Annotated in this window: 26 protein-coding genes and 2 pseudogenes; 16 read left to right on the plus strand and 12 right to left on the minus strand. The window is 62.7% G+C overall.

The genetic code is table 11. From position 1 onward, the window contains the following. The first annotated feature begins 31 nt into the window (after positions 1-31). From X744_RS165380 to X744_RS165370, 3 genes are all read left to right on the plus strand, one after another. Positions 32-1057 (plus strand): class I fructose-bisphosphate aldolase, encoded by a 1026-nt coding sequence (locus X744_RS165380; RefSeq protein WP_023757420.1) that lies wholly within the window; start codon positions 32-34, stop codon positions 1055-1057. 222 nt (positions 1058-1279) lie between these two features. Continuing rightward, positions 1280-2020 (plus strand): thioredoxin family protein, encoded by a 741-nt coding sequence (locus X744_RS165375; RefSeq protein ID WP_023757421.1) that lies wholly within the window; start codon positions 1280-1282, stop codon positions 2018-2020. Between the two features lie 59 nt (positions 2021-2079). Beyond that, positions 2080-2793, plus strand: coding sequence for an SGNH/GDSL hydrolase family protein (locus tag X744_RS165370; protein ID WP_023757422.1), 714 nt, complete (start codon positions 2080-2082; stop codon positions 2791-2793). A 30-nt stretch (positions 2794-2823) separates the two neighbouring features. Here X744_RS165370 and X744_RS26175 read toward each other — a convergent pair whose 3' ends face one another. Together X744_RS26175 and X744_RS165365 are read right to left on the minus strand one after the other, a co-directional pair. After that, complete coding sequence (locus X744_RS26175; protein WP_032906964.1) at positions 2824-3003, minus strand: hypothetical protein; 180 nt, start codon at positions 3001-3003, stop codon at positions 2824-2826. 98 nt (positions 3004-3101) lie between these two features. Beyond that, positions 3102-4049 carry a ring-cleaving dioxygenase gene (locus tag X744_RS165365; protein WP_023757424.1) on the minus strand — a complete coding sequence of 316 codons (948 nt, stop codon included), beginning with the start codon at positions 4047-4049 and terminating at the stop codon, positions 3102-3104. 309 nt (positions 4050-4358) lie between these two features. Between X744_RS165365 and X744_RS1000000171440 the strand changes: the two genes are divergently transcribed. From X744_RS1000000171440 to X744_RS165355, 4 genes are all read left to right on the plus strand, one after another. Next, a complete protein-coding gene (locus X744_RS1000000171440) occupies positions 4359-4526 on the plus strand; it encodes a hypothetical protein (RefSeq protein ID WP_023757425.1) in 168 nt (55 codons plus the stop codon). Positions 4527-4613: 87 nt separating this feature from the next. Continuing rightward, complete coding sequence (locus X744_RS165360) at positions 4614-5204, plus strand: DJ-1/PfpI family protein (RefSeq protein WP_023757426.1); 591 nt, start codon at positions 4614-4616, stop codon at positions 5202-5204. Positions 5205-5279: 75 nt separating this feature from the next. Beyond that, on the plus strand, positions 5280-5669 hold the full coding sequence (locus X744_RS01000000169235) for a hypothetical protein (RefSeq protein ID WP_245266417.1): 390 nt from the start codon (positions 5280-5282) through the stop codon (positions 5667-5669). 80 nt (positions 5670-5749) lie between these two features. Further along, a complete protein-coding gene (locus X744_RS165355) occupies positions 5750-6469 on the plus strand; it encodes a YafY family protein (RefSeq protein WP_023757427.1) in 720 nt (239 codons plus the stop codon). Positions 6470-6534: 65 nt separating this feature from the next. On the opposite strand, the gene X744_RS165350 is transcribed toward X744_RS165355, so the two are convergent. The 3 genes from X744_RS165350 to X744_RS165345 form a co-directional block, all read right to left on the minus strand. Beyond that, complete coding sequence (locus X744_RS165350; RefSeq protein ID WP_023757428.1) at positions 6535-7230, minus strand: DUF1013 domain-containing protein; 696 nt, start codon at positions 7228-7230, stop codon at positions 6535-6537. Positions 7231-7506: 276 nt separating this feature from the next. Next, entirely contained in the window at positions 7507-7647 is a 141-nt protein-coding gene (locus X744_RS1000000171445; RefSeq protein ID WP_023757429.1) for a DUF1127 domain-containing protein, read from the minus strand. Between the two features lie 181 nt (positions 7648-7828). Next, complete coding sequence (locus tag X744_RS165345; protein ID WP_032906965.1) at positions 7829-8839, minus strand: NAD(P)H-quinone oxidoreductase; 1011 nt, start codon at positions 8837-8839, stop codon at positions 7829-7831. A gap of 111 nt (positions 8840-8950) precedes the next feature. On the opposite strand from X744_RS165345, the gene X744_RS165340 reads away from it, so the two are divergent. The 3 genes from X744_RS165340 to X744_RS165330 all read left to right on the plus strand — a co-directional run bounded on the left by X744_RS165340 (position 8951) and on the right by X744_RS165330 (position 10772). Beyond that, positions 8951-9142 (plus strand): DUF1192 domain-containing protein, encoded by a 192-nt coding sequence (locus X744_RS165340; RefSeq protein WP_023757432.1) that lies wholly within the window; start codon positions 8951-8953, stop codon positions 9140-9142. Between the two features lie 87 nt (positions 9143-9229). Continuing rightward, positions 9230-10477: an MFS transporter gene (locus X744_RS165335; protein ID WP_023757433.1), complete on the plus strand. Its 1248-nt coding sequence runs from the start codon at positions 9230-9232 to the stop codon at positions 10475-10477. Between the two features lie 31 nt (positions 10478-10508). Next, positions 10509-10772: a metalloregulator ArsR/SmtB family transcription factor gene (locus tag X744_RS165330; RefSeq protein ID WP_023757434.1), complete on the plus strand. Its 264-nt coding sequence runs from the start codon at positions 10509-10511 to the stop codon at positions 10770-10772. Between the two features lie 11 nt (positions 10773-10783). Here the strand turns inward: X744_RS165330 and X744_RS1000000174785 are convergent. The 3 genes and pseudogenes from X744_RS1000000174785 to X744_RS165320 form a co-directional block, all read right to left on the minus strand. Next, positions 10784-10894, minus strand: a pseudogene (locus tag X744_RS1000000174785) (transcriptional regulator); the annotation flags it as partial. Positions 10895-10899: 5 nt separating this feature from the next. Next, positions 10900-11556 (minus strand): glutathione S-transferase family protein, encoded by a 657-nt coding sequence (locus tag X744_RS165325; protein ID WP_023757435.1) that lies wholly within the window; start codon positions 11554-11556, stop codon positions 10900-10902. Positions 11557-11654: 98 nt separating this feature from the next. After that, the gene (locus X744_RS165320) at positions 11655-12491 is read right to left on the minus strand and encodes an alpha/beta hydrolase (RefSeq protein WP_023757436.1); all 837 of its coding nucleotides are present in this window, start codon (positions 12489-12491) and stop codon (positions 11655-11657) included. 100 nt (positions 12492-12591) lie between these two features. Between X744_RS165320 and X744_RS165315 the strand changes: the two genes are divergently transcribed. From X744_RS165315 to X744_RS165305, 3 genes are all read left to right on the plus strand, one after another. Further along, positions 12592-13113: a helix-turn-helix domain-containing protein gene (locus X744_RS165315; protein ID WP_023757437.1), complete on the plus strand. Its 522-nt coding sequence runs from the start codon at positions 12592-12594 to the stop codon at positions 13111-13113. Between the two features lie 79 nt (positions 13114-13192). Then, positions 13193-13426, plus strand: coding sequence for a hypothetical protein (locus X744_RS165310; protein WP_023757438.1), 234 nt, complete (start codon positions 13193-13195; stop codon positions 13424-13426). A 160-nt stretch (positions 13427-13586) separates the two neighbouring features. Continuing rightward, positions 13587-14018 (plus strand): heme-binding protein, encoded by a 432-nt coding sequence (locus tag X744_RS165305; protein WP_023757439.1) that lies wholly within the window; start codon positions 13587-13589, stop codon positions 14016-14018. Positions 14019-14091: 73 nt separating this feature from the next. On the opposite strand, the gene X744_RS165300 is transcribed toward X744_RS165305, so the two are convergent. From X744_RS165300 to X744_RS165290, 3 genes are all read right to left on the minus strand, one after another. Continuing rightward, positions 14092-14493 (minus strand): hypothetical protein, encoded by a 402-nt coding sequence (locus X744_RS165300; protein ID WP_023757440.1) that lies wholly within the window; start codon positions 14491-14493, stop codon positions 14092-14094. A gap of 245 nt (positions 14494-14738) precedes the next feature. Continuing rightward, positions 14739-14921 (minus strand): 50S ribosomal protein L32, encoded by a 183-nt coding sequence (gene rpmF / locus X744_RS165295; RefSeq protein ID WP_008834724.1) that lies wholly within the window; start codon positions 14919-14921, stop codon positions 14739-14741. A 141-nt stretch (positions 14922-15062) separates the two neighbouring features. Continuing rightward, a complete protein-coding gene (locus X744_RS165290) occupies positions 15063-15824 on the minus strand; it encodes a transglycosylase domain-containing protein (RefSeq protein WP_031259605.1) in 762 nt (253 codons plus the stop codon). Between the two features lie 78 nt (positions 15825-15902). Between X744_RS165290 and X744_RS165285 the strand changes: the two genes are divergently transcribed. From X744_RS165285 to X744_RS01000000169240, 3 genes and pseudogenes are all read left to right on the plus strand, one after another. Beyond that, positions 15903-16820 (plus strand): polyprenyl synthetase family protein, encoded by a 918-nt coding sequence (locus X744_RS165285; protein ID WP_023757442.1) that lies wholly within the window; start codon positions 15903-15905, stop codon positions 16818-16820. A 160-nt stretch (positions 16821-16980) separates the two neighbouring features. Continuing rightward, on the plus strand, positions 16981-17787 hold the full coding sequence (locus tag X744_RS165280; RefSeq protein WP_023757443.1) for a class I SAM-dependent methyltransferase: 807 nt from the start codon (positions 16981-16983) through the stop codon (positions 17785-17787). A 236-nt stretch (positions 17788-18023) separates the two neighbouring features. Then, positions 18024-20085 (plus strand): annotated as a pseudogene (locus X744_RS01000000169240) (response regulator). A gap of 159 nt (positions 20086-20244) precedes the next feature. On the opposite strand, the gene X744_RS165275 reads toward X744_RS01000000169240, so the two are convergent. After that, positions 20245-21099: a lytic transglycosylase domain-containing protein gene (locus X744_RS165275; protein ID WP_023757444.1), complete on the minus strand. Its 855-nt coding sequence runs from the start codon at positions 21097-21099 to the stop codon at positions 20245-20247. Positions 21100-21102: the final 3 nt, after the last annotated feature.

Raw genomic sequence — 21102 nt, forward strand, 5'->3', positions numbered from 1 at the left:
GCGCGGAACGAAACCCTTCAGGAGAAGCAAAATGAGCGAACGTCTCGAAGACATTGCCGCCGCGATCGTCGCCGATGGCAAGGGCCTGCTGGCAGCCGATGAAAGTTCCGGCACCATCAAGAAGCGCTTCGACGTCATCGGCGTCGAATCGACCGCCGATAGCCGCCGCGACTATCGCGAGATGATGTTTCGCGCCCGAGATGCGATGACCCGCTACATTTCCGGCGTCATCCTCTACGACGAGACGATCCGCCAGAAAGCTGCCGACGGCACGCCGCTGGTCGACATCATCAAGGCTGCTGGTGCCATACCCGGCATCAAGGTCGACGCCGGCGCCAAGCCTCTGGCCGGCTTTCCCGGCGACACCATCACCGAGGGCCTCGACGGCCTGCGCGAGCGCCTTGCCGAGTACTACAAGCTCGGCGCCCGCTTCGCCAAATGGCGCGCGGTGATCGACATCGACCAGGCCAAGGGCGTGCCCTCGGCCAATTCGATCAGCTCGAACGCCCATGCACTCGCCCGCTATGCGGCCCTTTGCCAGGAGGCCGGCATCGTGCCGATCGTCGAACCGGAAGTACTGATGGACGGCGCCCACGACATCCACACCTGCTATGACATTTCGAAGGCGACGCTAATCAAGCTCTATGACGAGCTCCATGCGGCGCGAGTCGTCCTCGAAGGCACCATCCTGAAGCCCAACATGGTGCTGGCCGGCAAGAAATCGGGCAAGGTGAGCAGCCCGGAACAAGTCGCGGAAAAAACCATAAAACTGTTTCGCGAGACCGTGCCGGCAGCCGTGCCGGGCATCGCCTTCCTCTCCGGCGGCCAGGCGGACGAGGAAGCGACCGCCAACCTCAACGCCATCAATGCCATCGGCCCGCACCCATGGAAGCTGACCTTCTCCTACGGCCGCGCGCTACAGGCCGCGCCGCAGAAAGCCTGGAGCGGCAAGGCGTCGAACGTAGCCGCCGGCCAGGCCGCCTTCACCCATCGTGCCCATATGAACCATCTGGCGGCGCTTGGAAAATGGAAGGCGAGCCTGGAACAAGCCGCCTGATTGCAGTCCTTCTGTCTTCCGTCGAGCCCGGGCCATGCGCCCGGGTTTTTGTTTGTGACGTGCCGACTTGGGGTGGAGTGTCTGCGTCCTTATTTCCCTTTGGCGCTGGAGCATGATCCCGAAAAGTGGAATCCGGTTTCGGAAAAAGGCGCAACCAAACAGTCGACATGTCGGCTTTCGCCCATCCCGAACGTCCTTGGGATGACAGACAGGGAGAGATTCATGCATCGCAGCAAGGTTGTTTCGCGCGAAGACTGGTTTCAAGCGCACAAGGCGCATCTGGCGCGCGAGAAGGAACTGACGCGGCTTCGCGAGCGGATCGCGGCTGAGCGGCGTGAACTGCCCTGGCTGAAGATCAGGAAGGACTATGTCTTCGAGACCGAGCAAGGGCCGAAGAAACTGACCGACCTGTTTGCCGGCGACAGCCAGCTGATCGTCTACCACTTCATGTTCGGGCCGGGTTGCGGCCATCATTGCCTGGGCTGCTCGTTCCTTGCCGACCATATCGACGGCGCCAATCAGCATCTGAGACATCACGACGTGTCTCTGGTCGTGATCTCCCGCGCGCCGCTAGCGGAACTTCTGCCCTACAAGCAGCGCATGGGCTGGAAATTCGACTGGGTGTCGTCCTATGCCTCGGATTTCAATTTCGACATGCAGGTCTCTTTCACCGACAAGCAGATCGCCGCCGGCGATACCACCTACAATTTCGAGACCCGTCCCAGGACATCGAAGGAGCTTCCCGGCACCAGTGTTTTCTACAGGGACGAGACCGGCGACATCTTCCTCACCTTCATGTCGCGCGCCCGTGGCGGCGAGTCACTGATCGGCACGTATGACTATCTCGATATGACGCCGAAGGGCCGCAACGAAAACGGCCCGTATCACAGTTTGATGGACTGGGTGCGGCTGCACGACGAATATCAGGAAGGATGGGCGGCAAAGCCGAACTGCTGCGACTGAAGGCTTTCAACCGGGCACAAACTTGCGCTAAGTCTGCCCCGATCGTTAACGGTATTGCCATGCGCTTCCCGGCCCTCCTCACCTGGCTCGCTTACCCGGTATATGTCTGGCAAGGCCTCGGCGTGCGCCGCCGCACGACGCGCATGCTGCCGGCGCAGGGGCCGGTCATGCACGAAATCGCCGGCATAGCGCCGGCGATCTCGCTTCTGGTGCTGGGCGATTCCTCCGCCGCTTCGGTCGGCATCGGCAATTCGGAAAACGGGCTTGCCGCACAACTCGCCGTGCTGATTGCGCAAAACACCGGCCGCGCCGTGCGCTGGCGAGCCGCCGGCTTCAATTCGGCAACGTCGGGCCAGATCCGCGACCATGTCCTGCCCAACCTGTCGGCCGATCCATGGACGCACATCGTGCTCGCCATCGGCACCAACGACACCAAGAATTTTCATTCCGTGCCGCGCTTCAAGAAGGAGTTCGGCGGCCTGCTCTATGCGCTCCGTGCCAAATGGCCGGAGGCGCGGGTGGTGTGGTCGCCGGTGCTGGAGTTCACGCGGGCGCCGGCAATGCCGCCGTTGCTCGGCAAGATCCTTGAGATCCGCGCCATCGACATGAACCGGATGGGCGAACGCCTCTGCCTGGAGCGCGGCGCGGTGCCGGCGTCGCGCCTGCCCATCACCAATCCCGAGGCCGGCTTTGCCTCAGACGGCTTTCACGCCTCGGAAGCAGGCTACCGCGCCTGGGCCGAGCATCTCGTCGACCCGGTGCTTGGCGGCTGAAGGTTGACGCGGCCGCCCGGCAGGCGAGGGCTATGCCCAGTGCCCAAGCACGGCCGTTATCGAAATCGCGGCCATTGCCAGCAGCGCCAGCTTCCAGAAGTCGCTGCGCCGTTTCAGTCCCGGCCAGCCGAGCGGCTTGATCAGCTGAATGACCATGATACCAACAATGACGAGCGCGAGGAGTTTCGACATGCCGCCTTTGACCAGCAACGCGGCCGGCTGTCAAAGCGCCTCGTTCCTTACCCGAGAACAACAGGCGCCGCGATCCCGAACCAGAATGCGGCGCCCGCCATTGACCGGCGAGCGACCTACTTCAGCGGCTTGAGGCCGGCCTCGATCGAGGCGCGTTTCGCTTCGAGGAACGGCGGCAAGGCGAGGCTTTCACCCAGCGTTTCCAGCGGCTCGTCGGCAGTGAACCCCGGCCCGTCTGTGGCGATTTCGAACAGGATGCCGTTCGGCTCGCGGAAATAGAGCGAGCGGAAGTAATAGCGCTCGACCTCGCCGCTCGACGGCAGCCGGAATTCGGCCAGCCGCGCGGTCCATTGATGCAGCGTCTCCTGGTCCGGCGCCCGGAAGGCGACATGGTGGACCGCACCCGCACCTTGCCGTGCCGGCGCCAACCCCGGCTGCAACAGAATATGCAACTCCGCCGCAGGCCCGCCCTCACCCATTTCGAAGACGTGAACCTGACCCTCCGGCGACGCGTACTCGCGCGCCTTGCGCATGTTCATAACCTTGGTCACGACTGCCTCGGTGTTGGTGATATCAGGGACGCTGATGACGATCGGCCCGAGCCCGCGGATCTGGTGCTCGGCCGGCACCGGGCTCTGCGCCCAGGGATGACTGTCGCCTTTGCCGTCGTCGCTCACGAGCCGAAGGCGCTGGCCTTCGGGGTCTTCGAAATCCAGACTCGGGTAGCCGCCGATCTCGGCGATCTCTCCCGTCACAATGCCTTCGCCTGCCAAGTGCTGCTTCCACCAGCCAAGGCTCTCTTGGTTGCCGACCCTGAGGCTGGTCCGCGCAATGCTGTGCGTACCGCGCTTCTCGCGTCCGACCGGCCAGTCGAAGAAGGTGAGATCGGTGCCCGGTGTGGCTTCGCCATCGGCATAGAAGAGGTGGTAGGCCGAGGTGTCATCCTGGTTCACGGTCTTCTTGACCAGCCGCAGACCCAGCACCTTCGTATAGAAGTGAAGATTGCCCGGCGCATTGGCGGTGATGGCGGTGAGGTGGTGGATACCTGTCAGTTGCAAGCTCATGGTCGTCTCCCTGGTTTTGGGAACGAATTTTCTCCTCTCATATCAGAACTGCGGCCACGTCGCTGAAGGCCGCGTATTCCGACAGTCCGTCGCCGGAAGCTGAACAACGGGCCTTGACCAGCGTCGTTGCAGTGAACAATCGGGATGTGGGAAGCCTGTGCGCATCACGGTTTGACGTCAGTGAAAGAAGGATCCCTTCCTGGCAAATGCACCAGTCGGAATTATCGTCGCCGTCCTGCCACCCTCCTGACAGACTGCTGTCAGGAGGGGTGTGCGATAGTGTCTTCATCAGAAGAGAGGAGACCAGCCATGAACGGTTTTACCATTTTGCGCGGTATGCAGCACTATGTCGGCAAGATCCGGACGATGCGCAATGAGATCCGCACCCGGCGGCTCATGAACTCGCTGCCAGCGGACATTCGCAAGGATATCGGCTGGCCGGACATGTATGCCGACCGTCGCTTTCGCGGCAATTGAGTGAGACGAATTTTTCGACGCTGCGGTTGGATGTGGGCTCCGCAACGCCCAGATAACAGGTCGGCGCGTGAGGGATGGAGCGAGCTTATGCCCGAACAGAAGACAATCGGCTTTCTTTTCATCGAAGGTTTTGCCGACTGGGAGTACGGGCTGCTGGCGGCTTCGGCGGTCGAATGGTTCGGCGCCCGCGCCGTATCGCTAGCGCCTGACGGCAAGCCGGTGACCGGCATCAGCGGCTTTCAGCTGACGCCCGATCGCTCGGCAAAAGCCGATGAGAATTCCGATCTCGACGCCATTGCCGTCATCGGCTCCGACGAATGGGCCGGTAAGGCACCGCCGGATGTTGCTGACCTGCTCAATGCTGTTGCATCGCGGGGCGGCGTGGTCGGCGGCATCTGCGCCGGCACTTTGGCGCTGGCGCGCGCCGGCCTGTTCGAGAAGGCCAGGCACACCAGCAATGGCCGCGACTGGATCAATGGTCATCAAGCCGGCTATGCCGGCGTCAGCCTCTATCAGGACGTGCCGCATGCTGTGGCTGACGGCAAGATTGTCTCCGCCCCGGGCTCGGCGCCGGGCACTTTCGCGCTTGCCTTTCTGAAGACGCTTTATCCGGAAAGAGGCGGCGATCTCGCGCAGATGCGGACACTTTACGCCAAGGAGTATGCTGAATCCTCCTGACAGCATGCTGTCAGGAGGGGGCGTGCAATGGTGCAAGCTTCAGACCCTGTGCATCGGCGGTCGAAAGGACGATCGATGAAGAGTTGGAACGACAGACTGAACACACCAGGCATCAACATCGTGAAGCCGAGGCCGCGCACGATGCCCGATGTCATCGAAGGTCAGCCTATGCTGATGCCGACGGTCCAGCAGGTCGATGATTTCATCCGCTCAATTCCGGAAGGCGTCGAGATGGACGTGCGTCCGCTGCGCACGGCGCTCGCCATCGAGCATGGCGCCGAAGTGACATGTCCGGTTACCATAGGCTATCATCTGCGCACGATTGCCGATGCCGCCAATGAGGACCTTGAGCGCGGCATGGCGCTGAGCGACATCGCCCCTTTCTGGCGCGTGCTTGATACACAACGAGTAAACTGTCCTTCGGCGCGGAATTCGTCGCCATGCAGCGCAAGTGCGAAGGGCTGAAGCCGTAATGCATGTCATCTGGAAGTGGATCCGGTCCGGGAGCCACGGCATGCATGGGAACAACATTGGGGAAGCAAACGATGCGCCGCGCCGACAGGCTCTTCCAGATCGTGCAGCATCTGCGCGGTGGCCGTCTGGTCACCGCCCAGAAGCTCGGCACGTGGCTCGAGGTTTCCGAGCGAACCATCTATCGCGACATTGCCGACCTGCAGTCGACCGGGGTGCCGATCGATGGCGAGGCCGGCGTTGGCTATATGATGAGGGAGGGTTTCGACCTTCCACCGCTGATGTTCACGCGTGACGAGATCGTCGCGCTGGTTGCGGGCGCCCGCATGGTGCGCGCCTTTGGCGGTGCTGCCATGGCGCGCGCCGCCGACGAAGCGCTGGTGAAGATCGGCGCGGTACTGCCTGATGCCGAAAAGGACCGCATCGCCCGCACCGAGATCCACACGCCGATGTGGGTGGTCAGCGACGCCGCGCGTGAGGCGATCGACCTGATCGAGCGTGCGGTCGAAAAGCGCCAGGTGCTGACCATCGACTATTCGGACGAGGCAGGCCGCGGCACGGCCCGCGATATCCGTCCGCTCGGCCTGTGGTTCTGGGGCAAGGTGTGGACGCTGGTCGCCTGGTGCGAGATGCGCGACGACTTCCGCGCCTTCCGCATCGATCGTATCGCATCGGTGATCATCGCCGGCCGCATCTTCAAGCCGGAGCGCGGCAAGCAGCTTGCCGACTTCTACCGGGCGGTCGAGCGCAGCGAGGATTATGGCATGGCGCCGGACCGCTCCGCGCGGAGCTGAGGCCCGGCGCACGCAACAAAAAAGCCCGCTTGAAAGCGGGCTTTTTTGCCGAGAGTGTCGAAATCTCACTCCTCGTCGTCGTTGTCGGTTTTCTTCGACTTCAAGGCCGAGAGCTTGGCGAACACGGCGTTGGCGTCGAGTTCGGCATCCTCGTCCTTCGGCTTCTCGGGAGCCGGCACCAGCCGCTCGGTCAAGGCCGCCGGCAGCAGCGTGTCACCAGCCGGCTGCGCCTGCTCGCGACCGCGCGAGGCGCGATTGACTTCCATGTCGAGGTCGATCTGCGAGGCGAGGCCCAGCGTCACCGGGTCCATCGGCTGCAGATTGGCCGAGTTCCAGTGCTTGCGCTCGCGGATCTGCTCGATCGTCGACTTGGTGGTGCCGACGAGGCGCGAGATTTGCGCATCCTTGAGCTCGGGATGGTTGCGAACCAGCCAGAGGATGGCGTTTGGCCGGTCCTGGCGCTTCGAAAGCGGCGTGTAGCGCGGACCCTTGCGCTTGGATTCGGGCACCCGCACCTTGGGGTCCGAAAGCTTGAGGCGCTGGTTCGGGTCTTTCTCGGCGCGTGCGATCTCGTCGCGGGTCAGCTGGCCGGTCATGATCGGATCCATGCCCTTGATGCCTTGCGCCGATTCGCCGTCGGCGATCGCCTTGACCTCGAGCGGATGCAGACCGCAGAACTGCGCGATCTGCTCGAAGGAAAGCGCGGTATTGTCGACCAGCCAGACGGCGGTCGCCTTGGGCATCAGCAGCGTATTGGCCATTTAAAAATCCTTCTCGTTCGCCCGCGTTCCCGCGCGGGCGGTGGTTTAGAGCCACCAAAATGGGAAATTCGCGGCCTGTATAACCGTTCCATTGTTGTTTCGCAATGTTTTTGGAAGCAATGACTGGATGGCGCTCCCGCCATTGCCGCGAGCGAAACTGCGCCCAAAACGACAAAACCCGCCGGACTGCGTCCAGCGGGCTCGGAACCGCGACGGAAAACCCGTCTGATGCGGCTCTGGCTTGCCAGGCGTGACCTTCGCAGGTCACGCTCGACGTTAGATGGCCCTGCGGGCGATCTTTTCGATGTCGCCTCGGTTGATGCCGAGGTCGCTGAGCTGACGTGCGTTGAGGCGATTCAGTTCGCGGACGGTCTCGGTGTACATACGCCAGTTACGGTAAGCGCGGATCGGGTTCATGGTAGTCCTCCAAATCAGTGTTCGTTTTGATGATGCTCAAATAGGCATCATCGATGAGGACTTGAATGGCCGATTTTGCATAGCAATGATGCAAATGGTGCATTGCAGCATTAAACAACTGTTCATCTTGTAGGCAGTGAGGCGCACGCCCAGGACAAATCCGGATTCAAGTGATCCCGGCCTAGCCGACGTCGAGCACGATCTTGCCGATATTCTCGCCGTCTTCCATGCGCTCATGAGCCCGCCAGGCTTCGCTGAGCGGGAAGATCATGTCCATCACGGGAGCGATCTTGCGCGTACCGAGCAGTGGCCACACCTGCGCTTCCAGTGCCGCCGCGATCGCCGCCTTGAACTCGACGGTGCGAGGCCTCAGCGTCGAGCCGGTGTGGACGAGCCGCTTGACCATGATCTTCGAAAAGTCCGCGCTTGCGACAGCACCGGCCTGCACGGCGATCTGGACGATACGGCCTTCGACCGCCGCGGCCTCGTAGTTGCGCGCCACGTAGTCGCCGCCGACCATGTCGAGGATCACATTGGCGCCCTTGCCGCCCGTTGCCTCCTTCACCGCGGCGACGAAATCACCCTCGCGATAGTTGATCGCGCGGTCGGCGCCGAGCTTCAGGCAGGCATCGCATTTCTCCTTGCTGCCGGCGGTGGTGATGACATAGGCGCCGAAGGCCGAGGCCAGCTGGATTGCGGTGGTGCCGATGCCGGAAGAGCCGCCATGGACGAGCAGCGTCTCGCCGCGCTTCAGGCCGCCGCGCTCGAACACATTGTGCCAGACGGTAAAATAGTTTTCCGGCACGGCCGCGGCTTCGGTGTGGGTGAAGCCGGCCGGCAGCGGCAGGACGCTGCCGGCATGAACCTTGACATACTCGGCATAGCCGCCACCGGGCGTCAGCGCGCAGACGCGGTCGCCGATGCGCCAGCGCGATATGTCGTCGCCAACGGCCGCCACTTCGCCCGACGCCTCGAGGCCCGGCAGGTCCGACGCGCCGGGCGGCGGCGGATAGGCGCCCTTGCGCTGCTGGATATCGGGCCGGTTGACGCCGGCGGCATGCACCTTGATCAGTATCTCGCCGGGACCGGGCTGCGGCACGTCGCGCGTTTCCGGCTTCAGCACCCTCGGGCCACCCGGCTCCGAGATCGCAATGGCCGTCATTCTTGCCGGAATTTGCTGTCCGCTCGCCATGAGATTCCCGTCTTTCCTCGCCGTTGTCCGATCGGCTGTTTGCATCGACGCCCCTGCCCTATGTATGCTGATTGCGAAATCAGGCAAATGGCCAATCAGGGAGGAGCGACGATGGCGATCTTCGACGACGAACCCAAGAAGGCGCGCCCGCACGAGATCGGGCAGGACCTGTCACTGCTTTCCGTTGGTGAATTGTCGGAACGCATCGGCATCCTGCGAGACGAGATCGCCAGGCTGGAGGCTGAGCTCAAGGCCAAGGACACCACCAAATCGGCTGCCGAGGCGCTGTTCCGCCGCGGATAGAAGCGCCGGTGAAGGTCCGCCGCCGAAAAGCCCGAATGCGGCAGTCTCCAGACCCAGCGCCCTGTCAAACACGAGCCGGATCACACAATGTTCGCAACCTACCGCCCGATCCTCTCTCTGCTTCGCGGCACCGCCTTCCTGCTGGCGGCGTCTGGATTGCATGGGCTGTTGCTGCCCCTGCGCGGTCAGCTGGAAGGCTTCTCGACAGCGTCGCTCGGCCTGATGGGCACGGCCTGGGCCGGCGGCTTCGTCACCGGCTGCTTCTTTGCGCCGCGCATCGTGCGCCGCGCGGGCCATGTGCGCGCCTTCGGCGCCTTTGCCGCGTCGGGCGCCATCGTGGCGCTGCTCACCGGCCTGGTCATCGACGAATATGTCTGGATCCTGCTGCGCGCCTTCACCGGCTTCACCATGGCCGGCGCCTTCATGGTCATCGAAAGCTGGCTGAACGAGAAGGCCAGCAACGAGAATCGCGGCACCGTCTTCGGCCTCTACATGATGGTCACCTATGCCTCGATCATGGGCGGGCAGATGATCGTCGCCGGCGGCGACGTGAAATCGGCGTCGCTGTTCATGATCACCGGCATCCTGTTTTGCCTGTCGCTCATTCCGACCGCGGTTTCGAGCGCCTCCCACCCCAAGCCGCTGCAGGATGTTTCGCTCGACGTCAAAGGCCTTTATGCCAACTCGCCGGTTTCGGCGGTCGCATGCGTATTGATCGGCATCGCCAACGGTGCCTGGGGCACGCTAGGCGCGGTCTATGGCGCCCGCATCGGCATTTCCACCGCCGAGATCGCCCTGATGATGAGCCTCGTGGTCGTTGCCGGTGCCGCCATGCAGCTTCCGGCCGGGCGCCTGTCCGACCAGACCGACAGGCGTTTCGTGCTGGCGGGGGCGGCTTTCGGCGCGGCCTTGTTCGCGCTCATGATCTTCCTGTTCGAGCCACGCTCCGGCGTCTTCGTCATCGTCTTCACCGCAGCCTACGGTGCCTTCGCCTATACGCTCTATTCGATCGCCGTGGCGCATGCCAATGATCACGCGCGCTCCGAGGATTTCGTCAAGGTGTCGGGCGGCCTGTTGCTGCTCTACGGCTTCGGCACGATGATCGGACCCTTGCTGGCAGCGGCCCTGATGGGCTGGATGCGCCCGGAAGGGCTGTTCCTGGCCACCGCCTTCGCGCATCTCTGCCTGGCTGGCTATACGCTGCTGCGCATCAGCCGCCGCGCCCCGGTGCCGATCGGCGATCGTGATGCCTTCAAGACGCAGCCGGCCGACCGTTCGGTGACGCCGGAAGCATTGCGGCTTGATCCCAGAAGAAAAGCAGAAGCAGACGGTTGAGATTCGAAAGGCTTTGCCCCACAAATAAGGCATGATGTTTTCCGACGCCTTCATGGCGATTGCCGATCCCAACCGGCGCCATCTTCTGGAAGAACTTCGCCGCGGCCCCAAAACCGTCACCGAACTGGCTGCCGGCTTGCCGGTCTCACGTCCAGCCGTGTCGCAACATCTGAAAGTGCTGCTCGATGCCGGCCTGGTCAATGCCAAGCCGGAAGGGACAAGACGCGTCTATGCCGTGAGCAATACCGGCTTCCTCAAACTCAACATCTGGCTCGATCAGTTCTGGGAAAACTGACAAGCTCGCTGCAGGTGGCTGACCGAAGCAGGCCCGCGCGACAGCCGATCGACCATCTTCCGCCGCGCCGGGTCGGCGAGTGCCTGGATCATCCGGCCGAGCTGGGCGGGATCGTGCAGCATCGCGATCAGCCGTTGTTGTAGGGGAAGAACTTGAAGTAGGGCTGGGCCTCCTCGATCACCCGGGCGAACGATGGCCGCTGCAGCAGCCGGTCGTGATAGCGCGTCACGGCCGGGTAGTTGTCGCCGAACGGCTCGACCTTGTTGGCATAGAACAGCGCGGGGGAGGCCGCGCAATCGGCCATGGTGAAGGCGTCGCCCATCGCCCAGCTCTTCGAGCGCATGTCCTCTTCGATGATGGCGTAGGAGTTGCGCAGCTGAGCGCGAGCCTGCTCGACGCCGAACGGATCGGTCTTGTCCTGCGGCCGCAACCGGTCGCCGACGATCTTCTGCATAGGCTCCTGCACATAAAAATCATAAAAGCGGTCGGCCTGGCGGACTGCCAGCGCCAGGTCGACGTCTGCTGGAACGAGGTCGACCGGCCCCGGATAGTGTGCGGCCAGATATTCGACGACGATGGTCGATTCCAGCACCGTGCGGTCGCGCGCATCGTCGCGCAGCGCCGGCATCTTGCCGGTCGGCGAAATCCTCAGGAAGGCCGCGCGCGACTCGGCATCGCCGAGATCAACAATGACCGGCGAGAACGGCGTGGCGTTCTCATAGAGCGCGATCAACGGTTTCCAGCAGAAGGAGGCCAGCGGATGGAAATGAAGCGTGAGGGACATCTTTTGCTCGCCTGTCTCGTGGTTTGTCGATGGCTGGCGCTGTTCTGTTTGCCAAGGGTAAACAATGAAGCATTTACTCATCCGTCAAGACTCGCCGATTAATTGGCCTGGATGTGAGCGACGATGGCTGCGGATATCTCCGTCCAGTCGTCCGGATGCAGCTCATGGCCGCCGCCTTCGATTCGAATGATTTTCGCGCCGGGCACAGCCTTGGCCAGCGCCTCGCCATGCTGCACCGGGAAGATCGGATCCGCCGTGCCATGAATCACCAGCAACGGCGCCATCATCTCGTGCAGCCGACCCTTCCATCCATCGCCACCCCCGAGCATGAAATGGTTGGTCGCGCTCAGATAGCCGCCGGAACGGTCGTAATCCTGCTCGACGAACGCTCTCGTCCGAACCTCGTCGAATGGGTGAGCGGTGCTGGCGATCGCCCTCGCATCCCTGACGATGAAATCGATGACCTGGCCACGATCCGACCAATCGACCTTGGCTCCCTCGGCTGAATGCTCGGCATAGGCATCACTGGTTTGCGGCAGATGCGACGTGTCGAGCCCGAGCGGCGAGCTGCTGATCACGGTCAGCGATGCGACGCGGGACGGTTGCTTGAGCGCCACAAGCTGAGCGATCATGCCGCCCATCGACATGCCGGCGACATGAGCCTTGTCGATGCCGCGCTCGTCGAGAACCTGCATCGCATCGTCCGCCATGTCGTCGAACGTGTAGGGCGGCTCGCCCGGTCTATATTTGGTCGAACGGCCGGTATCGCGATTGTCATAGCGGATCACGAACAGGCCGGAGTAGGCCAGCTTCCGGCACAGCTGCTCCGGCCACCACAGCATGGAGGCCATCGCGCCCATGATCAGCAACAGCGGCGGGTTCGCCGGATCGCCAAAGGCTTCGGATATGATCTCGGGTCGTTCGATGGTCGTCACGGCGCGATCTCCTACTCCATAATACTGATTGCGTTTTGCAATCGGTTGAACGATAATTAAACTGATACGATATTGCAACCGGTTATGGAGAAAATATCCTATGAGCATTGATCGCCGATCCGGATGCCCGATCAACCTGTCGCTGGAAGTGTTCGGCGACCGCTGGAGCCTGATCATCCTTCGCGACATGATCTTTGGCGGCAGACGCCATTTTCGCGAGTTGCTCAACGGGTCGATGGAAGGCATCGCTTCCAACATACTCGCCGACCGGCTGAAGCGGCTGATGGAATTGGGCATGCTGACCAAGGCCGACGACCCCTCGCACAAGCAGAAGGCGATCTACAGCCTGACCGAGATGGCAATCACGCTGGTGCCGATCCTTGCCCATCTCGGTGCCTGGGGCCGCGTCTGGCTGCCGGTCAGTGAAGAACTCTCGATCCGTGCCGAACTGCTGGAAAAGGGCGGACAGCCGATGTGGGATAAGTTCATGGACGAGTTGCGCCACGAACATCTCGGCATGCCGCTCGATACAGCTTCCGGTCCTTCTGTCCGCGCGACCTTGCAGGCCGCCTATGAGGCGGTGGTTGCCAGCAAGGCGCTCGCCGCCAGCCCGGCCGCTTGACCAACTTATTTTTCCCGTTTTCGGGCCGGCTCTGCTACAATAGGCGGAAAATTAACAGTCACGGGATTGGATAAAGCTCTTGGTTGAGAATCCTCGGGATGCTGCCCGCGCGCGCGCCGACCTGCGTTTCAAGAAGCAGGAAGAGGCGGTAACCGTGCGCCAGAAGGCGATGGCCGAATACGTCGCCGAGAGCGACGCCCGCCAGGCCAAAACCAACAAGCTGCGGGCGCTCCGTCTTGCCAAGGAAGCGGAAGATCTTGCCAATGCACCGGCGGCGCCCGTCAAGAAACCGGCCCGCGCCAAGAAAAAATAGCAGCCGCGCCCGGAACCCCAAACGCTACGCCTGTCCGGATGGTGTCGGTGAAAGCCGCTTCCCTCCCGCCTTTTTTGCGCGAAGCAATTTCAACCGAAACGGGGATGTTATCTCGCCCGCTGACGTTCAATGATCGACGCGTTCCAAACTGGAGACTGCCATGACCGCACTGCCGCTCGAAAAAGCCAGGCAAATCATCGACGCCGCCTTTGCCAAAGGCGCCGATCTCAAGCTCAAGCCGCTCGGCGTCTCGGTGCTTGATGCCGGTGGACATCTGGTCGCCTTCCAACGCCAGGACGGCGCCTCGTTTCTGCGCCCGCAAATGTCGGCCGGCAAGGCCTATGGCGCGCTCGCCATCGGCATGGGCTCGCGCAAAGTCGAGGCCTTCGCCAAGGAGCGCCCGCATCTCGTCGCCGGCATCTCGGACGTCTCGGGCGGGCGCGTGCTACCGGTGGTGGGCGGCGTGCTGATCCGCGACAAGGCCGCTGCCATCATCGGCGCCGTCGGCATTTCCGGCGACACGTCGGACAATGACGAGGCCGCGGCGATCGCCGGCACCGAGGCAGCCGGTTTCACCGCCGATCCGGGCTGAGCAGCCTTCGACATTGAGGCGAGGCTGCGTTGAGATTCAGATCAGGCCGGCATTACCCGAATGTCAATGCGGCCTAATTCAAATTGATGTCCCGGCTCGCCGACCGCATCGACACCGCGAATCCGGCCAGCACATCGAACAGCGCGATGACCATCAGCGTGAAGAAGACGGAATGGGCGGCGCCCTTCACCAGCAGGAATTCGACCAGGAAGGCCACGAAGACCAGCGTCGACAGAAGGTGGTCCATGATCGAGGCATTGGTCGTGCGCGCCGACTTCGCCATTTCTAGGAAAAGGAAGATCAGCCCGAGCAGCACCATCAAGTCGCCCAGCGTCATCGAGAACACTCCGCCCGACATCATGCTGAAGGAGAAGACCTCGCTCGCCCACGGATCGTCGCCGCTGCCGAATATTCCCAGAAGTCCGAGGTTGTAGAGCACGAAAGGCACGATCAGCAGCGGAATGGCACCGAACATCTGGCGTCTCCATGTGGGGGCAATCCTTGTAGAATGCGCCACAGGCACGCCGTCAAGATGTTTCGGTGGCAGCGCCGAACACGGTCGAAGACCGCACGCAACAAGCATGTCAGCCGGTTCCCCGTCTGGAGTATCTCGGCGATTGCCGTCCACGCTTCGCAATGCGCGCTCCCCGGCCGCCAAACGCAAAAAGGACCGGCCAGTGGCCGGTCCTTTTTTAATTCAAAACTTCGAAAAAGCTGTTCTCAGCTTTCCTTGGGCGTCAACACCTGGCGACCGCGATACATGCCGGTCTTCAGGTCGATGTGGTGCGGACGGCGCATTTCGCCGGAATTCTTGTCCTCGACATAGGTCGGGGCCTTGAGTGCGTCAGCCGAGCGGCGCATGCCGCGCTTGGACGGAGAGGTTTTTCGTTTCGGAACGGCCATGGATATGCTCCACTACATGGTCAAAAAGCCCCGCCTGCCCTCGTGAAAGGGCCATGTCGGGGCCGGAATCTGAGAAAGTCGGGTGCCTATACACGCCCTGTGCCGTTTTGGCCAGCACTGGAGCGAATTTTTTTGAGTTGGCTAGCGGAGGCAACCAACATAGGCGCCGGAGCGGCCGGCGCGCCGCTCGATCAAATTGGCAAGCCTCCTCAGGCCCGGTCCGGGTTTGGCCGGGTTGCGGGCAATCGGATTGGGCAAGGAGACGGCGAGCAGTGCGGCCTGCCGCCGCGACAGCTGTTTTGCCGAAACGCCAAAATGATGCTGTGCCGCGGCCTCGATACCGTAGATGCCCGGCCCCCATTCGGCGATGTTGAGATAGATTTCCATGATGCGCCGTTTCGACATCACTGCGTCGAAATAGACGGCCAGCGGCAGCTCGAACACTTTGCGCACCGAACCCAGCGGCCGCGACCAGAGGAAGAGGTTCTTCACCGTCTGCATGGTGATGGTCGAAGCGCCGCGCGTTGCTTCGCCAGCCAGCGCGTCGTCGACGACGCCCCGCAATTCGCCGAGATCGACACCGCGATGGAAGCAGAACTGCCCATCCTCCGACATGATGACGGAATTGGCCAGCACCGGCGCCACGTCGTCGATCGACGCCCAGCGGCGCTCATAGCCCGAGAATGTCGCCAGGTCCTTAAACATCAGCATCGAGACCGGATGCACGAACGATGGCAGGTACAGGACCGTCAGCAGCGTTGGAATAACCGCCAGCACCGCGGCCACGGTGATACCGCGCCGGACCCAGCGTTTGAGACTGCGGCGGTTCACGCCTCGCGATCTCGTCGCCATGTCCAGCTTTTCGGTTTCATGATCGACGATCGGTTCCGCCAAGCCGCCCAACCCGTGCTCTCCCTGCCCCCGGCATAATGGCGCTTGGCTTCTTGCGCAACGTCTGAGTGTCGGCTACCGGTCCCGATCATGACGAGTGACGACGAAATGGCGTTCGAAATGGCGCTCATCAGACGGGCAGCCGCCGTCGAGGTGCTGCTGAGGCGGTTGCTCGACGACCGCGCGCTTTCGGGCGAGATCGCCCGGCCTGAGCGCTTGATGGCGGCGATGTGCCACGGCGTGCTGAATGGTGGCAAGCGCTTGCGGCCTTTCCTGGTGATGGAAAGTGCGGCACTTTTTTCCGCTGACGGCGAGGCGGCACTGCGCGTCGCGGCAGCGCTTGAATGCGTGCATTGCTATTCGCTGATCCACGACGATCTGCCGGCCATGGACGACGATGATCTGCGGCGTGGCCAGCCGACGGTGCATAAGGCCTTCGACGAGGCCACCGCCATCCTGGCTGGCGACGCCTTGCTGACGCTTGCCTTCGACATCATCGCCGGCGAGGCGACCGCTCTGCCGGCGGAGCGGCGGATAGCACTGGTGTTCGCACTGGCCCGTGGGGCCGGGGTTGGCGGCATGGTCGGTGGCCAGAAGCTCGACCTCGAAGCTGAACAGACGCCGCCGGACGAGGCCGGCATCATCCGGCTGCAGGCGATGAAGACCGGCGCGCTGATCCGCTTTGCCTGCGAGGCCGGTGCACTCATTGCCGGCGCTCCCGCAGAGGACCGTGAGCGACTTGCCGAATTCGGCTCCGCGATCGGACTTGCCTTCCAGCTCGCCGACGACCTGCTCGACCTGACCGCCGATGCCAGCCAGATGGGCAAGGCGACCGGCAAGGACGCCGCTGCCGGCAAGGCGACGCTGGTGGCGCTGCACGGTGCGAATTGGGCACGCAGCCAGCTTCACGGCCTCGTCGAACAGGCCCATGCACTGCTTGAGCCCTATGGCGACGGCGCCAAGCTCCTGAGGGAAGCAGCGACGTTCGTGGCGGCTCGGAACAGCTGAGGTTTGGTCAAACCAGGACATCGGGCCGATTTAGGCCGCTCGTCCTCCGCCACCCCATTCAGAAATAGAGCTTGAGCGGACGCCTGCCAAAGCAGAGGATCGGTACGGCTTTGCCATCCACACGGCAACGACGCGGTGCGGACACAGTTGGAGAGATGCCATGTCGACAACCGACACGCTGTTCGCAGGTTCCATTCCCGAAGTCTACGACCGGGCAATGGTGCCGCTGATCTTCGAGCCCTATGCGCGGGATCTGGCGGAGCGGGTGGCGAAGCTCGGACCTCAATCGGTGCTCGAAGTGGCGGCGGGCACCGGTGTGGTGACACGCGCGCTCGCAGCAAAGCTGCCGGCGCCGACACGCATCGTGGCCACCGACCTTAACCAGCCCATGCTCGACCACGCGCGCACACGCATGGCGGACGATCCTCGTATCACCTGGCAACAGGCCGACGCCCAGGAGCTGCCCTTCGAGAACGCATGGTTTGACGCCGTGGTCTGCCAATTTGGCGCGATGTTCTTCCCCGATCGGGTGGCCGCCTATGGACAAGCCCGGCGGGTGATGCGGCCGGGCGGACATTTCGTATTCAACGTCTGGAGCGCCATCGAAGAGAACGAGTTCGCCGAAGAAGTGACGCGAGCGCTCGGCACTCTCTTCCCCGCCGATCCGCCTCGCTTCTTGGCCAGGACGCCGCACGGCTATCACAATGCGGACGCCATCCGTGCCGACGTGCATGCGGCAGGCTTCCACGATGTCAGCATCGAGGCTCTGGGTGCCGTGAGTGCCGCTCCGTCGCCGCATGACGCGGCCGCGGCCTATTGCCAGGGAACACTTCTGCGTGCCGAGATCGAGGCGCGCGGCGGCTCGCTGGAGGAGGCGACGCGACACGTTGCAAATGCCATGGAGAAACGGTTCGGGGAAGGTCCGGTGAGTGGCCGCATCCACGCCCTCGTCGTGACGGCAGCCTGATGCATGTCGCTCAAAAGTCTGCTCGGTTTTGCGAGAACGACATGCATCAAAACGAAGACCTGAAGCGGATCGTCTGAATCCGTCCAGACGCGACAGGCTTTCGTTGCGCAAGGATTGTCAGGTCAAAGCTGTCATCCATCCGGCTGTTCGCGTGGCTCGGCTATCCACACGAAATTTTAATGTAAATGAAGCGTAATCCCGACCATTAAAATGGTGCGTATGTGTTGGGGTTGCGCATGCCGGAATATTCGTCCTTCATCCGATCAGTCCGGATTCGCTATATTTCAGGGTTGCTGATCTTCGCGCTGGCTTCCGTGGCAATCGTGGTTGCGCTTGATCGTGTCAATTCCTTTCGCCGTGACATCGATGCGCTGAGCAGCAACCTCGTCGTCTTCACCCGCGACCTGCGCAACGCGACCAGCTTTGCCGAGACGACCGGCACCGCCTGGCGGGCGGAGACACGCGATGCGCTGACCTCATCGGCGCGCGGCCATTCGGAACGCCTGACCGGCGAGATCGAGTCGCTGACCGCGCAGCTTGCGGCGATCAAGCCGCGGCTGTCGACCAAGACTGCCAACGAGCTCCAATCGGCTTCCGTCAACGGCGATCTGTTCTGGTCGCCGCGCGACATGGTGCGCAACTTCAACCTGATGTCGGTGGCGCAGAAAGTCGATGAGTGGAGCTATCGCGAAATCCGCAACCAGAACGACCTGTTCGCCCAGCCCATGCTGGTCCGCGTCCGCACCGCAATGGATGATGAACGCCATCTGGCGGACGCCTCCAGCGACAGGCTGCTGCTGTGGGCAAGCGCCATCCTGTTCGCGGCCCTTACCATCGTCGCCTTCTGGATTTTCCGCCCGATGGAAGTGGCAATCCGCCGCGCCTTTGCCGAATCCGCAGAATCCCTGTTCAAGGCCGAGGCCGCCGACCGCGCCAAGTCGGAATTCCTGGCCAATATGAGCCATGAAATCCGTACGCCGATGAACGGTGTGCTCGGTATGGCAGAACTGCTGGCCAAGACCGATCTGACGGCGCGCCAAAAGACCTTCACCGACGTCATCGTCAAATCCGGCAATGCACTGCTCACCATCATCAACGATATCCTTGATTTCTCGAAGATCAATGCCGGGCAACTCACCCTCGACCCCGCTCCCTTCCGTCTCTCCGAGGCGGTCGAGGATGTGGCGACGCTGGTATCGGCGCGCGTCGCCGAAAAGAACCTCGAATTGATCGTGCGTGTCGACCCGCGGCTGCCGGCCCATGTCGTCGGCGACGCCGGCCGGTTCCGGCAGATCGTCACAAACCTGCTCGGCAACGCGGTGAAGTTCACCGAAAAGGGTCACGTGCTGATCGATGTCGGCGGCGAGATCGTCAACGACGTGGTCCAGCTTAAGGTTCGCGTCGAGGACACCGGCATCGGCATACCAGCCGAGAAACTGCAGAACGTGTTCGAAAAATTCGCCCAGGTCGACGGTTCGTCGACCCGCCGCCACGAGGGGACCGGCCTCGGCCTTGCCATCGCCGCCCGCCTCGTCGACCTGATGGCAGGCAAGNAGGCAAGATCGGCGTCGAGAGCGAGATCGGCCGCGGCTCGGTGTTCTGGTTCGCGGTGCCGCTGCCGGCGCATCAGGCCGGGGCTCGCGACGAGATCGTGCCGGTCGACGTCACCGGCGCGCGCGTGCTGGTCATTGACGACAATCCGGTCAACCGCGAAATCCTGCTCGAGCAGCTCAGAAGCTGGAGCTTCGATTGTGCCGCCGCCGAAAGCGGCGCTGTAGGCCTGGCCTTCCTCGATCGCGCCTTTCAGCTGGGCGCCGCCGTCGACTGCATCATCCTCGACTACCAGATGCCAGGCATGAACGGCGCCGACGTCGCCAGAGCCATCGCCTTGGACAGCAGGCTGTCCTCCATCCCGGTGGTGTTGCTGACCTCGGTCGACCAAGTCGATTTCGGCAAGATGATCATCGACTTCGGCATCGCCGCGCACCTGACCAAGCCGGCCCGCTCCGCGGTCCTGCTCGGCACCGTTATCTCGGTCGTCCAGAGGGCCCGCTCGCAGGTCNCTCGATGCCGGAAATGAACGGCTACGAAGCAACCCGCGCCATCCGGACGATAGAGGTGTCAACGGGCACCCACATACCGATCATCGGCGTCACCGCGCATGCGCTGAAGGGCGATCGCGACAAGTGCATCGAAGCCGGAATGGACGACTATCTGCCGAAGCCGGTTTCACCCGACCGCCTCGGCACCAAGATCGGCACTTGGCTCAGCGAGACGGTGGCAGCAAAGATTGCTTGAGGCAGACCTTAGCGCTGGCTTGCAGGATCAACGCAGCCGGCCGACTGGGATGATTTCCGGCGAGGTCGCAACATAAGGATCTCCCTGCCAACTGCCGAGCCGTTGCTCGGTCGAATGGGCGCGCGACGAGAGCTCGAAATAAATTCGTCGCATTTGTCGCTACCGGTTGCGAACCACCACGCACGCCCCGCCGATGCTTTGCAATTTCTGGCAGATGACATTGGCGGCCGCACGGTCATCGACACCGATCCTGACCGCGTAGATGCCGCGCCGGCCGATCGGGGTGCGCACCCGGCTGACCACCGGATCATGCCCGCTGAGCAGGGCCGGGAACCGGCTTCTTACCCGCAGCCACTGGTTGATCGCTGCACTGCGGCGGAAGTTGCCGGCCACCTGGATGCCCCACGGTTTTATGTTGATCGACGCCATCGCCACCGTCTGCGACATGATCACCGGTAGCCTGCGGCAGGCGTAGGCAAAGTCCGCCTTTGCGTCGAGCGGCTCGATCGTTCCGGCATAGGCCCGGTCGGTGAACTTGTCGGCCGGCTCGCCCATGATGTCGAAGACATAGCTCTCGGTCTCCATTGGCAGGAAGCCGCCGGAACTGAGCCAGCGCGACACCCGACTTTCGCCGGCATTGTAGGCGGCCGCCGCCAGCCCGAGATTGCCGTAGCCGGTTTTCATTTCGGCGAGATATTTCGCCGATGCCGGGATCGCCTGGTTGATGTCGAAGGAATTGGCCAGCCCGCGCATCTTGGCGGTGCCCGGCATGAACTGGGCGATGCCTTCGGCGCCGACCGGGCTGACGGCGTTGGGATCGAAACGGCTTTCCTTCCAGATCAGCCGGGCGAAGAAATCCCTGGGCAGACCATTCTGGTCGGCATGCGCCTGGATCAGGTTACAGACCTTGCCTATCAGCCGTTGCTTGGCGGATTGCGGCGGATCCGCCTGAACCAGCGTCGCCCAACCCAAGGCGCAAAGCAGAACCAGCGTAGCCCCGAGAAAACGCTGCATCGA

Origin of the sequence: Mesorhizobium sp. LNHC252B00, from assembly GCF_000502955.1 — a bacterium.
Classification (GTDB): Bacteria; Pseudomonadota; Alphaproteobacteria; order Rhizobiales; family Rhizobiaceae; genus Mesorhizobium.